General features: G+C 40.0%; 14 protein-coding genes and 2 tRNA genes. 7 read left to right on the top strand and 9 right to left on the bottom strand.

Features of this window, described 5'->3' with window-relative positions; translation table 11 throughout:
- Window positions 1-7: 7 nt before the first annotated feature.
- Window positions 8-1,537, top strand: coding sequence for a peptide MFS transporter (locus ABFX33_RS08480; RefSeq protein ID WP_120259414.1), 1,530 nt, complete (start codon window positions 8-10; stop codon window positions 1,535-1,537).
- Between the two features lie 654 nt (window positions 1,538-2,191).
- Here ABFX33_RS08480 and ABFX33_RS08475 read toward each other — a convergent pair.
- Window positions 2,192-3,187 (bottom strand): acyl-ACP desaturase, encoded by a 996-nt coding sequence (locus ABFX33_RS08475; protein ID WP_120259999.1) that lies wholly within the window; start codon window positions 3,185-3,187, stop codon window positions 2,192-2,194.
- Window positions 3,188-3,410: 223 nt separating this feature from the next.
- Here ABFX33_RS08475 and ABFX33_RS08470 point away from each other — a divergent pair, with 223 nt between their 5' ends.
- On the top strand, window positions 3,411-4,634 hold the full coding sequence (locus ABFX33_RS08470; protein ID WP_346085498.1) for a SufS family cysteine desulfurase: 1,224 nt from the start codon (window positions 3,411-3,413) through the stop codon (window positions 4,632-4,634).
- A gap of 11 nt (window positions 4,635-4,645) precedes the next feature.
- Window positions 4,646-5,065, top strand: a complete 420-nt coding sequence (locus ABFX33_RS08465; RefSeq protein ID WP_120259416.1) for a SufE family protein — start codon at window positions 4,646-4,648, stop codon at window positions 5,063-5,065.
- A gap of 167 nt (window positions 5,066-5,232) precedes the next feature.
- Here the strand turns inward: ABFX33_RS08465 and ABFX33_RS08460 are convergent, their stop codons facing one another.
- From ABFX33_RS08460 to ABFX33_RS08440, 5 genes are read right to left on the bottom strand one after another with little or no spacing between them, the layout of a single operon-like run.
- Complete coding sequence (locus tag ABFX33_RS08460) at window positions 5,233-6,054, bottom strand: VOC family protein (protein WP_346085496.1); 822 nt, start codon at window positions 6,052-6,054, stop codon at window positions 5,233-5,235.
- Between the two features lie 28 nt (window positions 6,055-6,082).
- Window positions 6,083-7,012 carry a DUF1801 domain-containing protein gene (locus ABFX33_RS08455; protein ID WP_257093351.1) on the bottom strand — a complete coding sequence of 310 codons (930 nt, stop codon included), beginning with the start codon at window positions 7,010-7,012 and terminating at the stop codon, window positions 6,083-6,085.
- A gap of 10 nt (window positions 7,013-7,022) precedes the next feature.
- Window positions 7,023-7,451, bottom strand: a complete 429-nt coding sequence (locus ABFX33_RS08450; RefSeq protein WP_346085493.1) for a DUF1801 domain-containing protein — start codon at window positions 7,449-7,451, stop codon at window positions 7,023-7,025.
- Between the two features lie 12 nt (window positions 7,452-7,463).
- Entirely contained in the window at window positions 7,464-7,910 is a 447-nt protein-coding gene (locus ABFX33_RS08445; protein WP_077437466.1) for an SRPBCC domain-containing protein, read from the bottom strand.
- A gap of 49 nt (window positions 7,911-7,959) precedes the next feature.
- Window positions 7,960-8,715, bottom strand: coding sequence for a CDGSH iron-sulfur domain-containing protein (locus ABFX33_RS08440; RefSeq protein ID WP_257093342.1), 756 nt, complete (start codon window positions 8,713-8,715; stop codon window positions 7,960-7,962).
- Window positions 8,716-8,932: 217 nt separating this feature from the next.
- Here ABFX33_RS08440 and ABFX33_RS08435 point away from each other — a divergent pair, with 217 nt between their 5' ends.
- The gene (locus ABFX33_RS08435; RefSeq protein WP_346085491.1) at window positions 8,933-10,834 is read left to right on the top strand and encodes an alpha-L-fucosidase; all 1,902 of its coding nucleotides are present in this window, start codon (window positions 8,933-8,935) and stop codon (window positions 10,832-10,834) included.
- 70 nt (window positions 10,835-10,904) lie between these two features.
- Here the strand turns inward: ABFX33_RS08435 and ABFX33_RS08430 are convergent.
- A tRNA-Lys gene (locus ABFX33_RS08430) sits at window positions 10,905-10,977 on the bottom strand.
- Window positions 10,978-11,254: 277 nt separating this feature from the next.
- Window positions 11,255-12,208 carry an acetyl-CoA carboxylase carboxyltransferase subunit alpha gene (locus ABFX33_RS08425; RefSeq protein ID WP_120259503.1) on the bottom strand — a complete coding sequence of 318 codons (954 nt, stop codon included), beginning with the start codon at window positions 12,206-12,208 and terminating at the stop codon, window positions 11,255-11,257.
- 160 nt (window positions 12,209-12,368) lie between these two features.
- On the opposite strand from ABFX33_RS08425, the gene ABFX33_RS08420 reads away from it, so the two are divergent.
- The 3 genes from ABFX33_RS08420 (at window position 12,369) to chrA (ending at window position 16,671) form a co-directional block, all read left to right on the top strand.
- A complete protein-coding gene (locus ABFX33_RS08420; protein ID WP_346085489.1) occupies window positions 12,369-14,552 on the top strand; it encodes a glucoamylase family protein in 2,184 nt (727 codons plus the stop codon).
- A 96-nt stretch (window positions 14,553-14,648) separates the two neighbouring features.
- Complete coding sequence (locus ABFX33_RS08415; RefSeq protein ID WP_120259505.1) at window positions 14,649-15,170, top strand: OmpA family protein; 522 nt, start codon at window positions 14,649-14,651, stop codon at window positions 15,168-15,170.
- Window positions 15,171-15,339: 169 nt separating this feature from the next.
- Window positions 15,340-16,671 carry a chromate efflux transporter gene (chrA, locus tag ABFX33_RS08410; RefSeq protein WP_346085488.1) on the top strand — a complete coding sequence of 444 codons (1,332 nt, stop codon included), beginning with the start codon at window positions 15,340-15,342 and terminating at the stop codon, window positions 16,669-16,671.
- 34 nt (window positions 16,672-16,705) lie between these two features.
- Here the strand turns inward: chrA and ABFX33_RS08405 are convergent.
- A tRNA-Leu gene (locus tag ABFX33_RS08405) sits at window positions 16,706-16,790 on the bottom strand.
- Window positions 16,791-16,799 lie beyond the last annotated feature (9 nt).

The raw sequence follows: 16,799 nt of genomic DNA, 5'->3' as shown, positions 1-16,799 counted from the left end.
ATACAGTATGGAGGTTAGTACACGGGAATCGCTAGAGGAGATTCAAAATTTTAAGGGAAAGTACCCAAGACAGATCTGGAGCCTGTTTTTCTCGGAAATGTGGGAAAGATTTTGTTTTTATGGCATGCGGGGCATGTTGGTGTTCTTTATGATCACACAACTGAATTTTGCGGAGAAAGAGGCTAATTTGCAGTATGGAGCTACCCAGGCATTTGTCTATGCTTTTACATTTATCGGAGGTCTTTTTGCTGATAAGATTTTAGGTTTTAGAAAATCATTGTTCTGGGGCGGCATATTAATGATTGTAGGGAGTCTCTTCCTAGCCGCGGATCCACATCAATATTTCTTTTTTGGTCTCTCATTTATTATTATTGGTACCGGCTTTTTTAAACCGAATATCTCTACGATGGTAGGGGAGCTCTATCGTGATGGCGATAGCCGTCGTGATGGTGGTTTCTCGTTGTTCTATGCAGGGATCAATCTAGGTGCATTTTTAGGGGGCTATGTTTGTGTCGCCATTGGTAAGGGGTATATGTTGAGCTCGGTTATCTCCGAACCTCACCGTTGGAATGTTGCCTTTGGTTTAGCTGCAATAGGGATGTTGGCAAGTTTGATTAATTTTCACTTTACCAAAAGACACCTTGGACCTATTGGGCTTAAACCCGGACACCCAGATGCTATCGTAAAGACGAAAGCTTTGCCAAAATGGGTTGAATATGCAGTATATGCGCTGACCTTGATCTTTATACCTGTTATTCAGATTATGGTGTCGAAAACCCAATACACGGACTATTTTATGTATACCATTGGCCCATTGACACTTTTATATCTATTTTATGAAATGTCACAAGTAACCAAGGAGGAACGCAAGAAATTAATTGCTGCACTGGTATTTATTTTGTTTTCCATTATCTTTTGGGGGATATATGAACAGAGTGGTGGTTCATTGAGCATCTTTGCTGCCAAGCACCTGAATGACTCTTTACTTGGGGCCGTGACGCTTGATCCAAATGGTGTCAATAATTCTGGTGGTGCTTTATTTATTATTGCTCTAGCGCCATTATTTGGTCTATTTTGGATATGGTTGGGAAAACGTAAACTTGAGCCGAATACGATTATCAAGTTTGGTCTGGGCTTTGTTTTCTTGGGTTTAGGTTACTATGTACTTTTTGCGACGCGTTTATTCGCTCATGAAGGCATGACCTCATTGGATATCTTTACACTTGCCTTATTGGTGATTACCGTCGGGGAGCTTTGTCTTTCGCCAATTGGACTCTCCATTATGACGAAACTGTCTCCAGCAAGGTTACAAGGTATAATGATGGGAATGTGGTTTTTGGCAAGTGCGTATGGACAATATGTGGCGGGCTTGATCGGTGCGAGTATGGCTGAAGCAAAAGAAGGAAGTTCGTTGGCGGATAACTTAGTGACGTACACCGAAAGTTATAAGCAATTGGGCTTGTATTCTTTAATCGCAGGTGTGGTGCTCATCGCATTGTCACCTGTGGTGCGGAAATTAATGGGAAATGTGAAATAAGCCCTAATCAAATATTTGCAAAAAGAGATCGTATTGAAAATCTTTTTGGGAATTGGTATTTAATTATAATTGACGGACTGGATCCTTATAAAAAAGGGAGCAAATTTCATGGCGAATTTGCTCCCTTTTTTATGGCAGGTTGGTGTGAGCCTGTATAGTGATGCGTCGTACCAGCTTCGACACATCATCCTATCTGCGTCACACTGTAACCATGGTGAATGCGACATGAGTCCGTGGTGAGTCCGTGTTAGACACGGAAATACCGTGTGAGCACCTAGGTTACACCATGCTCTTAGCTGCTCTCAAGGGCGAAGAAGGGGTAAATATGTCCCGTAGTATAGTCGAAGGATAACCGAATAATCCATAATACTCGGACTTCGTTTTGAAAAATGATATATATGGTATGTATTTAATAACATATATCTATTTTTTAAATTAAAATGGATCGAATTAATATATGTTTATAAGTGTAATTGTAAGATTAAATATCCTTTTGTATTTAAAATATATACATTTTTGAATTACGTGTGTATGGAGATAATCGGCCTAAGGGGGGAGGATTACTGTTTTGCAATATTTACAATCATAGAGCCGACAAGCAAAGTAAATAGGATAAACAAAAAAGCTTGACTATTTCTGGTCAAGCTTTTTTGTTTATCCGTAAATCCATTTGAATTTATAATCTTTTTCAGGAATCTTCATGCGGTCAGCTAATCTAGTCAAGCGATCCGGTAATTTTAAGAGGTAGTCTCTTGCTTTCTCACCTTTTTCATTTAGACCTGTAACTTGATCAATTTTCCACTCATTATTAAGTTCTTTCAAGATATCGACATAATCCAATGCAGTATACACACCTAGTCGCTGTGCAGCATCGGAAAAGTGTGCGAAAGCTTCGCCCTGAGGTTCGCCTGCTTCTCTTAAAAACTGTGCGGGCATGACAATCTTTTTGCGCATCATATCTTCAAATGCAATCATTACTTCGCTTGCATCTACTGTCATGGCCTTTGATATGAAAGACATATATGCTTTGGCATGGCGTGCTTCATCCGAAGCAATGACACCACACATCTTTGCCAGAAGCTTATCACCACCTTTTTTAGAAAGTCCCGACACCCGACGATGGGATACGTTGGTTGCAAGTTCCTGGAATGATGTATATATAAAGTTACGGTAAGGATCAGCACCAGTGCCGATATCGAAACCATCTTGAATCAAATATTGTGTAGACATCTCAAACTGACGCATATCTATTCTACCCGAGAGATAGAGGTATTTGTTCAATAGATCGCCGTGACGGTTTTCTTCAGCAGTCCATGCACGAACCCATTTCATCCATCCACCTTGTTCGTTTTTATCCACATCTTCAACCATTGTCAGCCAAGATTCGTAAGTTGGAAGGGCCTCTTCGGTAATCGTATCACCAACTAATACCGCAACTAAGTCATAGGATAGTTCTTTGGCGCTTTCCTGTAAATCTCTTATTTCCTCAAAAAAAGTATCCCTTGAAGCGTCCGGAAGGAAATCAGCAGGTTGCCACATTTCTTCTACAGGCTTCAGGTATTCGCTCATTTCATTCAACATGAAAGGCTCCAAGTAGGCCATCACTTCTTTACGTGAGCCTTCTGGTAAATTTAGAGGTAATTCTTGCATATCAATACAAAGGTAAATAAATAGCATCAATAAATTATAAAAGCAAGATATAATTGTGAAAAATGGCAAATGACCTACAAAAAGTGGTTCTTTAATAGTATTGAGCCACTTTTTGTTTTGGTCGGTCAGGTAACTTGGAAGATTGATAATGACATAAAAAACAGATTGTCGGCCCTGTATTCGATAAAATACTATTAACTTTGTATAAATTATTTAGACGACTTTGGAAAAATATAATATAGATAAAATACGTGCAGATTTTCCTATTCTAAAAAGAGAGGTAAATGGCAAGCCTTTGGTTTATCTGGACAATGGTGCGACAACGCAAAAGCCTAATGCGGTAATCAATTCCATTGCACATTATTATACAGATATGAATAGTAATGTACATCGTGGAGTTCACTACCTCAGCCAGATATCGACAGATGCTTTTGAGGTGACTCGTAAAAAACTTCAATCTTTTATCAATGCGCCTGAAGACAAGCAAGTGATTATTACCAAGGGGACGACCGATAGTATCAATTTGGTTGCGACTTGCTATGGCAGAGCATTTATCCACGTGGGAGATGAAATTATTATTTCTGCAATGGAGCACCACTCCAATATTGTTCCCTGGCAGATGCTTTGTGATGAAAAAGGCTGTAAGATCCGTGTTATTCCGATGAATGATAAGGGGGAGCTCGATATGGAAGCCTATCAAAACCTCATTAACGAAAGAACGAAGCTGGTTGCTGTAACTTATGTCTCCAATGCACTAGGTACGATCAATCCGGTAAAAGAGATCATCTCGATTGCGCATAAGCATGGTGCTGTCGTATTGATAGATGCGGCGCAGGCTGTCCAACATATACAGGTTGATGTGCAAGATCTTGATGTTGACTTTTTAGTTTTCTCAGGCCATAAAATGTATGGACCAACTGGTGTCGGGGTGTTGTATGGTAAGGAAGATCTGTTAAACGCAATGCCTCCTTATCAAGGCGGTGGCGATATGATCAAAGAAGTGACTTTTGAAAAGACAACCTATAATGAATTGCCTTTTAAATTTGAAGCGGGGACTCCGAATATTGAAGCGGGTATCTGTTTGAATGAGGCGATAGACTATATCAATTCGATTGGCTTAAAAAATATTGAGGCTTACGAACACGAGTTGCTGGAATATGCATTGGAAAAATTGTCGCAGATCCCAGGGATGAAATTTATAGGTACTGCAGATCAAAAATGTTCTGTTATTTCATTTATCATTGAAGGTACACATCCTTATGATGTAGGCGTAATTTTGGATAAATTGGGTATTGCTGTGCGAACAGGACACCACTGTGCTCAGCCTGTAATGGATCGCTTTGGTATCCCTGGAACGATCCGGGCTTCGTTGGCACTTTATAACACAAAAGAAGAAATAGATATCTTGGTGGCGGGTATTCAACGCGCGGTCAATATGTTAGTGTAATAAAAACGATTATGACAATTAATGAAATACAAAACGAATTAGTTGAAGATTTTGCTTTCTTTACAGATTGGATGGAAAAATATGAGTATATCATCCAATTGGGCAAGGAAGTTCCTTTAATTGATGAGCAATACAAGACAGAAGAATATATTATCAAGGGCTGTCAGTCTAAGGTATGGTTGTATCCGGAAGTGAAAGATGGAAAGGTGTTTTTTACAGCAGATAGCGACGCGATTATCACTAAAGGTTTGGTCAGTCTGATGGTCAAAGTGCTGTCGGGACATACTGCAAAAGAGATTGTCGATGCAGACCTGTATTTCGTTGATGAAATCGGTTTAAAAGAACACTTGTCGCCAACACGGGCCAATGGTTTATTGTCGATGATCAAACAGATGAAATTATATGCAGTGGCGTTGCAGGTAAACGCATAACCAGAACTGTTCAAAAATTAAAACTGAACTCTCCTGAAATTGAATTTCTAAAAGGAGATTGTAGACGAATGATATTAATGAAAAACGGGAGTATCCAACCTTTTTGGATGCTCCCGTTTTTTATCTATCCCAATCTATACCGTGGAATGTTGTTGTCTTCAATAAAATTATCCGATCAAGTCTTTGATAATGATTTTTTTCATTTTCATTAAGGCTTCTCCAGCTCCTGGATTTTGAAGATATGTGGCAATTTGCGTTGGCACAATTTGCCAACTCACGCCGAATTCATCTTTACACCATCCACACATGCTCTCTTGTCCCTGCTGTGTAATGCGATTCCAGTAATAGTCAATTTCAGCTTGATCCTGGCAGAGGATGGTGAGGGAAATACCTTCACTAAACGTAAAGTCTTGAGCCACTCCGCTATCCATGGCCATTAAGGTAAATCCATTGACAAGAAATTGAGTGTGCTGGATCTCCCCTTTATAATCGCCTTCCGGATAACGTAAAATACCGTTGCTGTGAAAATCTTTGAATAGTTCTTCATAGAACTGAACTGCGGTTTCGCATTTACCTTGCTGAGGCCCGCAATACATTAGCGTAGGGACAATTGCTTGTTGGTTTGTGTCACTTACGTTGCCTTGGTATAACTGCCAGTTTACACCGTATTTGTCCGCTACCCAGCCATAATAAGCACTCCAGGGATAGCTGTTTAGTGGCATCAGTACGTTTCCGTCTACTGATAATGTATTCCAGATGCGATCAATCTCTTCGGCTGATTCGCAGATCACCATAAATGATATGGATGGATTTGGCTTAAACATCGGCCCTCCATTGATACCGATAAATTTTACGCCATTAAGCAGTGCCTCGACAACGATCGGGGAGTTACTTTCGATATGACTGTTTGGAAAAGTCTGGCAGTATAAATCAAAAGCTTCCTTCGCATTCTGATCAAACCATAGGGACGGTATAATTGAATTTTCCATGAGCGTCGATTTTTAGTTTAAAATTCACTTATTTATATTTATCGTGTAATCCTTTATTTGCAGTAATCAGTGGTTTGATTTTATCCAGACGGGATAATTTGGTTTTTTCCTGTTTCGCTTCGTCGATATACTGAATATATTCTTTTTGTTTTCCTGGTGTCAGGGCCCTGAAGTGATCATGAAATACCTGATCTGAATGGAGTGCTTCCAAAAGAATTCCAGAAGGAGGTATTGCTTCGCTTTTGGTGGGTTTAATTTCTTTTCCCTCGTCAATTGTTCGAATAGATTCTTGGATATAAGCCTCGATTTTGCTGCTATCCATTTCGCTGACATGCTGAAAACGCCATTGTCGAAGTGCTTTGGTTTTACCTTCGGAGGCGCTGATCAAGACATTTTCCTTGTCTTCTAAAAATACACCATTATAGAACCATAGGGAAAAGAAGTTTTTGAAACCACCCCATCCGATGACATTTTTCCCTTTGTGTGTATAGATGTCACTGCCCCATTTGAACTCTTTTTTCAGTGTGGTTTTTAGCATAATCTGTTGCATCAATTCTTCGGCTTCTAGCCAATTTCCTCTGCTTTTATGCCAGTTAGGGCCTTGTTTATCCTTAAGTTTTTCGATATTAAAGGCGACAATATCACGAATGATTTTTTCTGGTAAGGGTTGGTCAATCGGAATCTGTATTGCTCCTTTTGATGTTTTAAAATCTTTAAGTTCTGCCGCGAAATGCGTGATGGCATCAGGGCCAGGGTATAGGCCGAGATGCTGTTTATTCATTGCAAAATGGATCAGATTGCCATTAAATCGAAATGTGGGCATCTGATAAGAAATGGTTTCTGTGGCTTCAGCTGGGACTACTTCAGCAATCAGCTGCCGTACTTGATTGAGATAGGTCTTCTTGTCCCCTTTGAATTGGTCAATATACTCGTCAATTGTTGAAACGCTACTTGTCATAATGTTGTGTCTAATCTTTGATCCTTGCGTATTTGGTAGTTATAAATTGGATGGTCTCTTGCATTAATGTGGCCAGATGTTCCGTATTGATGTCACTCAGTTTTTTAATGTAAATGCAGGCTTTACCTATTTTATATTTGCCCAGTTGTTCCACTAGTGGCCGATGTTCTTCAAGTCCGGTATATACATAAAGTGAAATGGCAGCTTTGCGGGGGCTGAACCCGATTAAGGGCGCATACCCTTCATGCCCGCTAGCATATTTATAGTAATACTGTCCAAAGCCAATGATGGATTCGCCAAACATCTTCGGTGCTTCGTTTGAGACAGATTGCATCAATTGTACCAATTGGATGCTGTCGTCCCGCTTTTGTGTATCGGGTATATCCTGAATAAAATCATCGACACTCTTTTCGATATAAGAGGTTTTATTTACCGCCATTTTTTATTTCTGTTAAAACATAAAATCAAAAGCACCCTTCCGAAGATTGATATTATATTCAAGGTAGGCCTTCATGCAGGCTAGAAAATTTGCCCACCCTTCGGTCTGACGCATCATAATCAAAATGCCTTCCTCATCGTTGTTCATTTCATGTTCTGTAATTTTGACAACAGTGGACCCCTCGCCGAAGGAAGATAAGCTGATTTCAACCAGTTGATTTGCTAATCCGCCACTCCAATCAAAGGAAATATAGTCGTCTGGACGGATTGTTTTTCCGGTTACAGGAAAACTGTCGGGGAACTCAGGGAAATTCCATTCGACAGTTTTTCCGGTCTCCAGACGGCCTGTAGAGGATTTAATAAAATAGTGATTCATTTTGTTGGGATCAACGATGGCTTCAAAAACTTCATTGATGGGTTTTTGGATCTGAATACTTGCTTTTGCGGTTAACTTTTCCATGTTCTGAATTTTAAACAAATATTGTATAAATACCGATAACTTGTATCTGCTATTTTTGTGTGTACTTACTGAGTCCATCCTGAAATTCCATTGAGGCATGTGTGCCATCGCAAAATGGTTTGTTCGATGATTGCCCACAACGACAAAGGGTCTGGCGGTTTCGGACTTCATAGTACCTGCCGTTGCTGCTTTTTACAGGAATTCCGCCCCACAGAGCGATAGGCCCACTGCACTGATTCAATACATCTTCAATGAGACCGATCTCGGCTACGGTATTTTCTTCGATGGGAGCATTTTCCTGGTTCCATACAAGCAGTCTGCCACTGGGACAGTAATGGGCCATATTTATGGCGCCTTCTAAGGAGTTTTCATCGCTATAGGATATCTCATTCCAAATTCTTTTCCCTTGGTCACAGAAGCGTGCATATGCGCATAGTTTTTCATCGTCGCTGAGGGAAAATACAGGCCCTTCAATAATTTCCGCTGTTTGGAGCGAATCATGTAGTGTCGCTGTATCGGTCAAGTCGACACCAAAAGACCTAGCCTGCTCATGAGAGTTGTCACAAAAGGGCTTATTTTTGGATAGTCCACAGCGGCATAAATAGGTGTCTTTTTCAAGTTTAAAAGATTCGCCGTTTTCATAGGATCTGGAGATACCCTGTCGATCTGGAATAATATATTGCAAATGAAAGGGTACCTGCCCGTGTAAAATATACGGACCGTCTTTGGTGACCTCGATAAAGATTTCACTGGTATTGGCCGTAGATCCTATTTGAACATGCCAATAATCTGAGGGATTGCTCATGACTCCTTAAGTTTATAGTATAAAATAAACACTACAGAAGCGGATAGGTTTTATTTTTTTCTGACTTTGGTTGTTACTCCTCTAAAATGAACAAAAATTACACCTTATCTTTAGCTTTTTGAGTTATTTTTGAAGGTAATATAAATTTATATGTTGAACTATTGTCTTTCTCAAAGCATTAGTTCAGCTATTGGAGACAATTATAATATCGAAACTTATGATAAAAATCAGGTATTGCCTTATTCTAATGCTTTCAACCGCTGTAACGATGGTGATGGGGCAGGTTCAGAATGTAAATAAGGGGAATGAAGCCGCAGATATGTTTAATGACCCGAGCACGAGGGATAGAAACGCAATATCTGCTGCCGAAACAGGCTGGTGGAAAGAATCTGTAGTGGGACAGGAGCAGCGTATCAAAAAATGGAAAGAAGCCTCTTTTGGAATGTTTGTCCACTGGGGCATTTATTCGCAATATGGTAATATCTGGAAGGGGAAGAAAGGAGGTGGATATGCTGAGCATCTTATGCGTGTCATGCAAATTCCCCGTCAGGAATACCTGGATTCGGCCGCAAGATTTAATCCTGAAAAATTTAATGCGGAAGAATGGGTGATGTTAGCTAAAAATGCGGGTATGAAATACTTTATCATCACGGCTAAACATCATGATGGTTTTGCAATGTACCCGTCGCAGTATGCTAGCGCTTATTCTACCAAGAGCACTGCTTTCAAACGAGATCCAATGGCGGAACTTGCGAAGGCGTGCCATAAGCATGGCTTGTTGTTTGGATTTTACTATTCCCATGCGTTCGATTGGGAAGACCCCAATGCACCGGGGAATGACTGGGATTATAAAAACCCGGGCGGAGATAAGCTTTTGGGTGGAGCAAACTGGTTTGACAACCATCCGGAGTGGTTGCCCAAAGCAAAACGTTATGTAGATGAAAAAGCAATTCCACAAATACAGGAACTGATCCATAAATATCAGCCCGATTTACTGTGGTTTGATACGCCACATAAGCTGCCTTTGTCGGAAAATTTAAGGATTCTGAAAGCAATCCGGGATGCTGATCCTAGGATTGTTGTTAACGGGCGATTAGCGCGTACAGAGGGTAGGAATTATGGTGATTATTTAAATACCGCTGATCGGCCAGAAGAGTTCTATCCTGTTTCTAATGGGGCTTATTGGGAGGCTATCCCAACAACTAATGATTCGTATGGCTATTCGTCAACAGATATGAACCATAAACCAACCGCCCATTTTATCCAGTTGTTGGCGAAAGCTAAGGCTATGGGTGGGAATATTTTATTAAATATTGGTCCCAAAGGCGATGGCAGTTTCGATGAACCTGATGTGACTATTTTGGAAGGAATTGCTGCATGGATGGCGAAGAATAAGGAAAGTGTCATCGATGTGGAACCTTCTCCTTTACCACGTCAACAATGGGGAGTGATCACAAAAAGAAAGAGCACATTGTATCTGCATGTCTTTAATCGGCCAAAAGGAGAGGAATTGACTGTGGGAGGTCTTACAGCCGGTGTCAGATCCATCTCATTATTGTCTTCAAAGAAGAGCATCAAAGGGTATAATTCAGATGCTGTGGGGCTTCATATCCCTTTGGATCAAATAGCTGCTGACCCGGCAGATGAAGTTATTATTGTTCAGTTAAAACAGGATATAGCTGCACCTGAATCCAATGATCTAACTTATGTGGATGCACAGGTCACTGAAAATCGTTTACTGTCTTTCTATGCGAAACAGTATGGGGATCCGATGAAATTTGGAGATGGCAAAAGAGATCGTTATTATGTATCCGGATGGAAAAATAGGAATCAATATCTCGGATGGAACATCAATGTGTTAAAACCAGCACAATTTAATGTTTCGGTACGCTATGTCAAGGATGTTGGAAATACTGGCGGGGATATGGTCTTAAAAATAGGCGGGAAAGTATTTGATTTTTCAATTGATCCGTCATCTCCAACAAGTGGACGAGGAAATTCGCTTGGGCTTGGACAAATAGACTTGCCATTAGGAAAGCAATCCGTGGAACTTCGTGCAAAAAATATTGTTGGGGGAGAGGCAGTGAAATTTTTGGAGGTTGTGCTGACGCATGATTAAAAACAGTTCATCAGGGCGACGATCCTGCTTAAACAAAAAAAAGCTAATCTTGCGATTAGCTTTTTTTTTGTGATCCCGCTGGGATTCGAACCCAGGACCCATACATTAAAAGTGTATTGCTCTACCAGCTGAGCTACGGAATCCTTTCTGTTTTTGAAAGTGATGCAAAGGTATAAAAATATATGATTGTGTCAAAGAGTTTTTGTCTTTTTTATTGATATATTTTATAACCGTTTATAAATTACGTATTTATTTTTCTCGACGATGCGGATTCCTATTTGAGATCAATGGAATTTGATCGTAAATCGAGCGATTTTGGGTACACCTTTTTCGGCTTTTCTGAAACCAATAGCTTGTTAAAATGAAAAAGTCGGCAATTGGTGCCGACTTTTTTATATTTTGAGGAATAGGGGAGTAACATTATTCTGTCACAACGCCCATATTGCTGAATTTGTCAATTCGTTCTTTGATCAATGTATCGCTGTCTTTTGCTGTTAATTCAGCTAGATCTTTCAATAATTGTTCTTTAAGATTAGCGGCTGCTTTTGCCGGATCTTGATGAGCACCGCCTAATGGCTCAGGAATGATACCGTCTATCAGACCATTGCTTAACATATCGCTGGAAGTTAGTTTCAGTGCTTCGGCTGCTTTCTCCTTGTGATCCCAGCTTCTCCATAAGATGGATGAGCAAGATTCTGGTGAAATAACGGAATACCACGTATGTTCCATCATATACACACGATTACCTACTCCAATACCCAAGGCTCCTCCGGATGCACCTTCACCGATAACGACGCAGATGATAGGCACTTTAAGTACCGCCATCTCCATGAGGTTGCGCGCAATGGCTTCACCTTGTCCACGCTCTTCCGCTTCCAAACCAGGATAAGCTCCCATCGTGTCGATCAAAGTGATCACAGGCTTATTGAATTTTTCAGCCATTTTCATCAAGCGCAATGCTTTACGGTAACCTTCGGGATTGGCCATGCCAAAATTATGATATTGACGTTCTTTGGTATTTTTACCTTTCTGATGACCAATAATCATAACAGGATTACCATCGATTGAGGCCATTCCACCTACAATTGCCTTGTCATCTTTTACCGTACGATCACCGTGCAATTCAATAAATTCATCGCAGATAGCTTCGATATAATCATAGGTCTGTGGACGATCCTGATGACGGGACATTTGAACATTCTGCCATCCAGTTAAATTGCTGTATATTTCTTTTTCCGTAGAAGCAAGTTTTTCCTCAAGTTCACGAACGGTTGCGCTCATATCAACTTGGGTTTTTTCGGCAACTTGTGTTACCTTTTCAATCTGCAATTGCAAATCTGCAATTGGCTTTTCAAAATCAAACGTGGTTTTCATATATCTATTTTATGAAAATATTCAGGGGGCTAATTTAGCGCATTTTTTCCGAAATTAAAATTTGAGCGTACAATATCATTGGAAATCCTTTGTTACATTTGCGTTATAATCTCGGTGGTGGCTTAATTTTTGATTGTAAGCCTGTGAAAAATGTTGACTTATGCTGAAAAAATACTTTTACTTTCTTTTTCTATTGATTTCGCCCATACTTGCCAGATCGGAGAGCTATCCGGAGGTTCTATTTGATAATAGTATAATCAATGGAAGCTATGCAAAAAGCATGGCGCATTACACTGGAGAGTCTTGGGTACAAAATGTGAATCATAGTCTTCCTGTTTCGGATAGCCTGTTTTTTACTCCAGGGAACTCGCTTTCGCTACGTTACGTTTCATCCCCCAATGGTAAATGGGAGGCCAGTATATTAAATGATAAGCAAAAATTTCAGTATATGATCGCTAAGGATGATCATTTAACCTTTAAATTGTTTATCCAAAGTAACACCGAAAAAGGACAGTTGCCTAAAGTTGCCCTGCAACAAAACGATGTACGCAGTAATGCCCTGGATATTACCCATTACATCGAAGACTTTGCCTATGATACTTGGCTCAATGTTTCTATTCCTGTATCGAAATTTGAAGGGATTTCCATCGGAAAAGCCGTTTCCTCGTTACTATTGGAACAAAATGGAACCAGTGCAACTACCCATCAACTTTTTATTGATCAAATAGAATTTCTTCCAAGAAATTATCCAAAAGTGAAACTGTCATCGGCGGCTATTTTATCTAAAATAGGTTCTGTAGACAAGCAAGTTGAACTTGTGTGGCAGCTGCCCTTAACTCCGAGTATCCGCTACGTGAAAATTTATAGATCAGAGGATAAGCTTAATTTTCAGCCAATTGCAATCTTGCCGATCTATATGCAGAAGTGTCTCGATCGGGTGAATGAGTATAATAAAAACTATTATTATAAAATAGCATGGGTTGACTACAACTATGTGGAGTCCCCATTTTCCGATGTAAAAGAAATACAAACCAAAAAAGGGACCGATGCTGAGATGCTAAATTTTATTCGCAACGCGCATGTCAACTATTTTATTGATAATTATGATGTAAACAGTGGTATGTACCTCCCTGACCGTGGAAATCGGCAGGCAGTTGTTTCAACGAATGAAACAGGGTATGCCATTTTGGGCCTGCTTGTTGCTGCTGAAAATCAATTGATATCCAGACAGGCTCTATTATCGCGGATGACACGTATGGTGAAATTCCTAGGGGCAGCACAAAATCATCAGGGTGTTTTTACTGCCTTTTACGATGGGAGATCAGGCGTGCCCTTCTATCGGGATTCTATACCTACTTATGATATAAGAGGAACTTCCCATTTAATGGAATCATTGTTAATCGCTCGTGAATACTTCGCGAAGGAGAATCCGGAAGAGCAATCCTTACGTAAATCAATTACCACATTATGGGAAAGAATAAATTGGCGTTATTTTACAGATCCCAATAATACCGATGTTCTCTGGAACAAGTGGTCGCCTATAGATAGTACAGCGAGGTCACGTCCATTGGGTGGATTTAATGAGAGTCTAAGTACTTATCTGCTGGCGATGTCTTCTCCTACACATCCTTTAGCCGCTTCAGCTTACATGAATGGATTTGCAACCAAACATGGGGATGCAATGGATTTTACTGATGAGTTAAATACGTTGGCTCCAGAGATAAAAACAAAATTAAATGACTCACTTGCGCAGTCTATAAGCAGCAATCCACTGATCGGTAGTATTTGGAACGCACCTGCCTCAATCTATTCGGATGATAAGGTTATCTTCGCTAAAAGTATTGCAGGAGGGAATCTGACGGAGTCACTGATGTCGGTTTATCGACCATTTTTAATCATGGATCCGAAAGGAAAAGTGGATAATTTTGTGGATTATAAAAAGTATCTGTCAGATTATATACTAGCCTATAAGCGGAGAGATAATGAATTGAATATCGGGACGAGATTTACGGACATCTGGGGTGTTGAACACACGGATAATGCTTATCAGGGGTATTTTGTCAATCCTGCAATTTCAATTGCCTCCTATCCATTTGAAAGGGAGATAGGTATGAAAGCCATGCGTAAATTTTACGAGGAATATGCCGATGTGCTGTTTACACAATATGGATTCAGAGCATGGATCGACCTGAAAAACAATGATGTTTCTGAAAGCTATCGGGCAAGGAATCAGGCTACAATAGCCATAATGATCGAAAATGCCAATTCAGGGATGATCTGGAAGTTGTATGAACGGATCCCAGAGATTAAAAAGACATTGGATACAGTTTATGTGAAGAAATAGATTTGTTACGATCTGGTAGACGGAAAAGGAGTGCCTTTTTGGAGTTTTTTCCTTATATTTACGCTGCTTAAATCGACAATAAATACGTTAAAAACGATGCTTAGAAAAATTAATTTGGGACTATTGGCCGTATGCGCAAGTTTATCATTATTTTCTTGTAAACAACAGGCTATTGTAGTTAATCCTGGGGCTGTTGTCACAAAAGATGGAACTGATGATGGTTTGAAAAATGTGAAAAAGGATTTTAATGATGCGAAAAGGACTGATGAGGGAATTAAATTCAGTATTTCATCCGATCTATTGTTCCCGACAAATTCTTCCTATCTGTCTGACAAAGCGAAGACTGAAGTAAGTAAGCTCGCCGTAATTTTGAACGAGAACAACAATAAAATTAAGGTTGATGGTTATACTGATGCGACTGGTACTGTCGAATATAATCAATGGCTTTCGGATAAACGTGCTGCATCAGTAAAGAAATTCCTGGTAGATTCAGGTGTACAGGAGTCGCGTATTACTGCTAAAGGTTTTGGTCAGTCAAATCCTGTGGGCGATAACAAAACACCGGACGGACGTCAGAAAAATAGAAGGGTGGAAGTGACTATTCTAGATAAAAAATAAAATTATCAGGACCTTTTCCTGAACTAAAAAGCGAGATATTTTATGAATATATCGCTTTTTTTATGCCTTTATCAGAGGTGTTAAGCATTCTTTTTAAAATGCTTCATGTAGTTAGCTCCTATCTCCATACGTATAATCGCGCTGATCATAATATAAATTTTAGACAATATTGGAAGAAAAGATATCCGTTGAAAGAAATGAATTGCGTCCTCCTAATTTTCGGGAGGCACTCCGGTTTTGGTTTATTCTGGGCTGGATAAGTTTTGGTGGAACAACAGGGCATATTACCCTAATGCATGATTTTTTGGTGGACAAGAAAAAGTGGGTAAGCAATAAGAAGTTCTTTCAGGCGCTTAACGCCTGCATGCTGCTACCAGGACCTGAAGCTCATCAACTGACCATTTATCTTGGCTGGAAATTGCATGGTCTGAAAGGTGGGATATTAGCGGGCTTGTTCTTTATTTTACCTTCTCTGTTTATCATATTTGGACTTAGTCTGGTGTATGTCTACTTTGGCAATTCTACAATTCTTTCTGCGTTATTTTCGGGTTTAAAACCTGCGGTTCTAGCGATTATACTGTTTGCAACCTATAAAGTGGGGCAAAAATCATTATTGAGCACATGGCATTATGTCGTAGCTCTGGTGGCATTTTTACTTTCTTATTTTGTTAAAATACCTATGCCCTGGATTATTCTTGGGGTTATTGTTGGGGGCTTCATTCTTTATTTTTTAAAAACAAAAAAAGCCACCGCTATAGCTGAAAAGGAAGAAGCGGAAGATGTCGAAGAATGTTATCCTATTAATTCGTTAGAGAAAGTACCGCCAATTTCTGTGCGTAAGATTGGTATTCAATTATCTGCATTTTTCCTGTTGTGGTTGGGGCCGTTTATTTTCTTGTATTTATTTATGCCAGATGCTGCATTTTGGAAAGAACTCTCTTTTTTGTTTACGAAATCGGCTTACTTTACCATTGGAGGGTCATATACTGTTATTCCCTATATCGCAGGTCTGGTTACGGAAAAACTTTTTTGGTTGACAAAAACGCAAATGATAGATGGTTTTGCTTTGGCCGAGACGACGCCGGGTCCGTTGGTAATCGTGTTGGCTTACGTGGGGTTTATGGCTGGATTCAACCATTTCGACCATTCCTATGTCATGGCTGCGGTAGGTCTGGTGGCTACCGCTTATTTTACTTTTTTGCCAAATTTTGCATTAATCTTCGTTGGGGCTCCCTTGATTGAGCGGTCTCAAAAGAATGTGGCCATCCAGTATGTACTTTCTTTGGTCACGGCCTCTGTGGTGGGGGTGATTGTTAATTTAGCTTGTTATTTGGGACAGGGTATTTTGTTTCCGAAGGTATTCGCGGTAGCGGAGTTGGATTGGAAAGCATTGCTATGGGTTGCTGTTTCAGTTTTTCTATTATTTCGCTATCGGATCGGGATGTTGCATCTGATACTTTTGAGTTTGCTTTATGGCTTTTTGCTTTACCTGCTATTATAAACAAGAAAAGCCCATCGACTGATGAGCTTTCTTGTACCTAGGGCGGGAATCGAACCCGCACTCCCTTAACGGGAACAGGATTTTAAGTCCTGCGTGTCTACCAGTTCCACCACCTAGGCAGGTGAGCG

The sequence above is a fragment of the Sphingobacterium ginsenosidimutans genome, from assembly GCF_039536865.1.
GTDB lineage: Bacteria > Bacteroidota > Bacteroidia > Sphingobacteriales > Sphingobacteriaceae > Sphingobacterium > Sphingobacterium detergens.
This window is presented reverse-complemented; position numbering and strand designations above follow the sequence as displayed.

What these genes read in the sequence shown, in the direction of transcription:
- ABFX33_RS08415 (WP_120259505.1), top strand. Translation starts at nt 14,649, where the DNA reads ATGCTTAGAAAAATTAATTTGGGACTATTGGCCGTATGCGCAAGTTTA.
- ABFX33_RS08420 (WP_346085489.1), top strand. Translation starts at nt 12,369, where the DNA reads ATGCTGAAAAAATACTTTTACTTTCTTTTTCTATTGATTTCGCCCATA.
- ABFX33_RS08480 (WP_120259414.1), top strand. Translation starts at nt 8, where the DNA reads ATGGAGGTTAGTACACGGGAATCGCTAGAGGAGATTCAAAATTTTAAG.
- ABFX33_RS08425 (WP_120259503.1), bottom strand. Translation starts at nt 12,208, where the DNA reads ATGAAAACCACGTTTGATTTTGAAAAGCCAATTGCAGATTTGCAATTG.
- ABFX33_RS08450 (WP_346085493.1), bottom strand. Translation starts at nt 7,451, where the DNA reads ATGGCGGTAAATAAAACCTCTTATATCGAAAAGAGTGTCGATGATTTT.
- ABFX33_RS08460 (WP_346085496.1), bottom strand. Translation starts at nt 6,054, where the DNA reads ATGGAAAATTCAATTATACCGTCCCTATGGTTTGATCAGAATGCGAAG.
- ABFX33_RS08475 (WP_120259999.1), bottom strand. Translation starts at nt 3,187, where the DNA reads ATGCAAGAATTACCTCTAAATTTACCAGAAGGCTCACGTAAAGAAGTG.
- ABFX33_RS08445 (WP_077437466.1), bottom strand. Translation starts at nt 7,910, where the DNA reads ATGGAAAAGTTAACCGCAAAAGCAAGTATTCAGATCCAAAAACCCATC.
- ABFX33_RS08440 (WP_257093342.1), bottom strand. Translation starts at nt 8,715, where the DNA reads ATGAGCAATCCCTCAGATTATTGGCATGTTCAAATAGGATCTACGGCC.
- ABFX33_RS08455 (WP_257093351.1), bottom strand. Translation starts at nt 7,012, where the DNA reads ATGACAAGTAGCGTTTCAACAATTGACGAGTATATTGACCAATTCAAA.
- ABFX33_RS08435 (WP_346085491.1), top strand. Translation starts at nt 8,933, where the DNA reads ATGATAAAAATCAGGTATTGCCTTATTCTAATGCTTTCAACCGCTGTA.
- ABFX33_RS08465 (WP_120259416.1), top strand. Translation starts at nt 4,646, where the DNA reads ATGACAATTAATGAAATACAAAACGAATTAGTTGAAGATTTTGCTTTC.